This window comes from Achromobacter sp. (assembly GCF_036567245.1).
GTDB lineage: Bacteria > Pseudomonadota > Gammaproteobacteria > Burkholderiales > Burkholderiaceae_B > Achromobacter.
The window spans coordinates 1-2,783 of the sequence record NZ_DATCUY010000153.1 but is presented as its reverse complement, the minus strand read 5'-3'; the positions used below and the strand labels follow the sequence as shown (position 1 = coordinate 2,783).

The 2,783-nt window shown below is 67.2% G+C and carries 4 protein-coding genes; 3 read left to right on the top strand and 1 reads right to left on the bottom strand.

The window, feature by feature from the left end; genetic code table 11:
* Positions 1-303, bottom strand: a 303-nt coding sequence (locus tag VIR09_RS06785; RefSeq protein WP_332012180.1) for a LysR family transcriptional regulator, incomplete at its 3' end; no start/stop codon positions are given.
* Positions 304-413: 110 nt separating this feature from the next.
* On the opposite strand from VIR09_RS06785, the gene VIR09_RS06780 reads away from it, so the two are divergent.
* From VIR09_RS06780 to VIR09_RS06770, 3 genes are all read left to right on the top strand, one after another.
* Positions 414-1,307, top strand: coding sequence for an MBL fold metallo-hydrolase (locus VIR09_RS06780; protein ID WP_013394808.1), 894 nt, complete (start codon positions 414-416; stop codon positions 1,305-1,307).
* A gap of 73 nt (positions 1,308-1,380) precedes the next feature.
* On the top strand, positions 1,381-2,358 hold the full coding sequence (locus VIR09_RS06775) for a tripartite tricarboxylate transporter substrate binding protein (RefSeq protein WP_332012179.1): 978 nt from the start codon (positions 1,381-1,383) through the stop codon (positions 2,356-2,358).
* 10 nt (positions 2,359-2,368) lie between these two features.
* The coding region (locus VIR09_RS06770; protein WP_332012178.1) for an alpha/beta fold hydrolase at positions 2,369-2,783 on the top strand (415 nt) is incomplete at its 3' end.

The following is a 2,783-nucleotide window of genomic DNA, read 5'->3' as shown; positions in this document are numbered from 1 at the left end:
CAGCGCGGCGATTTCGTTGCGGGCGCCGGACAGGTCGGACCAGAGCACGTCGGCCTTGCGCGCCAGCGCGTGGCCAAAGCCCGTGGGCACGATGCCGCGGCGCGTGCGCTGGAACAGCGGCACGCCGAACATGTCTTCCAGTTCCAGCAGTTGCTTGCTCGCGGCGGGCTGCGTCATGCCGAGTTCGGCTGCGGCCTTGTGCACGCTGCCCAGCGCGTACAGGGCGCGCAGCAGATCCAGGTGGCGCATGCGCAGGCGGCCGCCGATGTGATGCAGTTCTGGAATGCGGGGAGTGGCAGGCATTTTGTGCAATTCCTGTTGGTTATCACAGCATTCTAATAATTGATTAGATTGTATGCACCCCATACCTATACTGGATCGCAGTTCAACCGTCCTGCATAAAAGGGGAAAACATGAAAATCACGATGCTGGGAACCGGAGCCGCGCTGCCCGATCCCGACCGCGGCCAATCGGCCATCCTGCTGACCCTGGATGACGATACCCACTATTTGTTCGATTGCGGCGAGGGCGCCACGCGCCAGATGGTGCGCGCCAACGTCGATCCCGCCAAGGTGGGCTTCGTGTTCCTGACACACCTGCACCACGACCATATCTGCGACTATCCCTACTTCGTCATCTCCAGCTGGATGCTGAACAAGACCGGCGCGCCGCTGGTGCTGGGGCCGAAGGGCACACGCCATTTCGTCGACCACCTGTTCGAGAACGGCGCCTACCATACCGACTACCAGGCGCGCAGCGCCTATCCCGTGCGCCAGGCCAATCTGGAAGCCATGCGGCCGGAGGTGCGCGAAGTCAGCCCCGGGCCGGTGTTCGACGACGGCCGCGTGCGCATTTCGGTCGACTGGGTCGAGCACATTCCGCGCGACGTGTGCGAGTGCTTCGGCGTGCGGGTGGAGGCCGAAGGCAAGGTCATCGCGTTCAGCGGCGACACCGCGCCCTGTGAAGCCATGGTACGGCTGGCGCAGGACGCCGACCTGCTGATCCATGAATGCACTTTCCCCGAATCGTTCATTGCGCACCGCGCCAAGACCGGCGTGGGCACCTATGCGCACACCAGTCCGACGGACCTCGGCATCATCGCCAGCCGTGCTGGCGTCAAGAGCCTGGTAGCGACCCACTTCGGCCATTTCGATTCGACCAGCCCGGTGATCAAGCGCGCCGCCGCCAAGCATTTGCCGGTGGAACTGATGGGACCGCACCTGATGGACGAGATCGTGGCCGACATCCGCAAGAACTATTCGGGCCCGCTGCGGCTGGCCCACGACCTGATGCGCATCGACCTGTAGCATTCGCGAAGCAATCTGCCGGCCTTGAGGCCGGCATGTCCGCGGGCGCCGCCCGCCGGCCAGGGAGAACACCATGACGTACCGGACTTGCGCCGTATCCGTTTTGCTTGTCTTGGGCGTGGCGGCCTCGCCGCTGGCCGCCCGGGCGCAGTATCCCGATCACCCCATCCGCATCGTCCTGCCCTATGCGCCGGGCGCGGCGGGCGACGTCGCCATGCGGCAGATCCAGCCCTTGCTGGAAAAGCGCTTGGGCCAGCCCCTCATCGTCGACTACAAGACCGGCGCCGGCGGCAACATCGGCGCGCTGGAAGTGGCGCGCGCCAAGCCCGACGGCTACACGCTGGTGCTGGGCGCGACCAACAATTTCGTCATCAACCAGTTCCTGTACCGCAAGCTGGGTTTCGATCCCTTGGCAGATCTGGAGCCGGTGGGCAAGCTCGCCGATGTGCCGGCTTTCGTCTACGTCAGCGCACAGGTGCCGGCGCAGGACTACACGCAGTTCGCGCAGTATGCGCGCGCCCAGGCCGGCAAGCTGAACTATGGCTCGCCTGGCATGGGCACCACGCCGCATCTGTCCGGCTACCGCCTGTCCCATGCCATGGGTGCGGGCATGACGCACATCGCCTACCGCGGCTCGTCGCCGGGGGTGCAGGCCCTGCTGGCGAACGAGATCCAGATGTACATCGGCGGCTACAGCATCGCGGCGGCCTACATGCCGCAGGGCAAGGTGCGGGCCCTGGCGGTGGCGGCGCCGGAGCGCTTCGCCGGATTGCCCGACGTGCCCACCGCGGCCCAGGCGGGGATGCCGGACGTGGTGCAGGGCAATTGGTGGGGCTTTGCGGCGCCCAAGGGCACGCCGCCCGAACGCGTGGCGCGCTTTGCGGAGGTCCTGCACGAGGTACTGGCGTTGCCCGAGGTACGGCAGGCGTTTCTGGCCGGCGGCTTCGTGCCCGGGCAAGACACGCCTGCATCCTTCGCCGCGGCCTGGCGCAGCGAAGCGCCGCAGTGGCAGGCGGTGGTGCGCGAATCCGGTGTGGTGCTGGACAACTGAGGCGCCCGCCATGGAATACGTCCGCCGCGGCTCAGGCCGCCCGCTGTTCCTGCTGCACGGCTTCTGTTCTTCGTCCGCGATCTGGGACGGCCTGGCTGGCGCGCTGGCCGACGGGCATGAGGTGATCGCAATCGATTGGCCGGGCTTCGGGCGTGGCGCGAACGCGGCGCCCTTGCAGGGCCTCCCGGCTTACGCGGACGCGCTCGTCGCCCTGGCGGATGAACTGGGCATCGCCCGCTTCGACGTGCTGGGGCATTCGTTCAGCGGTTTCGTCGCGCAGCAATTGCTGTGCTCGGTACCGGGACGCGTGGGCCGGGCGGTGCTGTATGGCGCGGGCTCGCGGGTCGATGCGGCCGCGCGCTTCGAACCGATGGATCAGACCCTGGCGCGCTTGCGCGCGGACGGTTCGCAGGCCACGGCGCGGC

What these genes read in the sequence shown, in the direction of transcription:
- VIR09_RS06780 (WP_013394808.1), top strand. Translation starts at nt 414, where the DNA reads ATGAAAATCACGATGCTGGGAACCGGAGCCGCGCTGCCCGATCCCGAC.
- VIR09_RS06775 (WP_332012179.1), top strand. Translation starts at nt 1,381, where the DNA reads ATGACGTACCGGACTTGCGCCGTATCCGTTTTGCTTGTCTTGGGCGTG.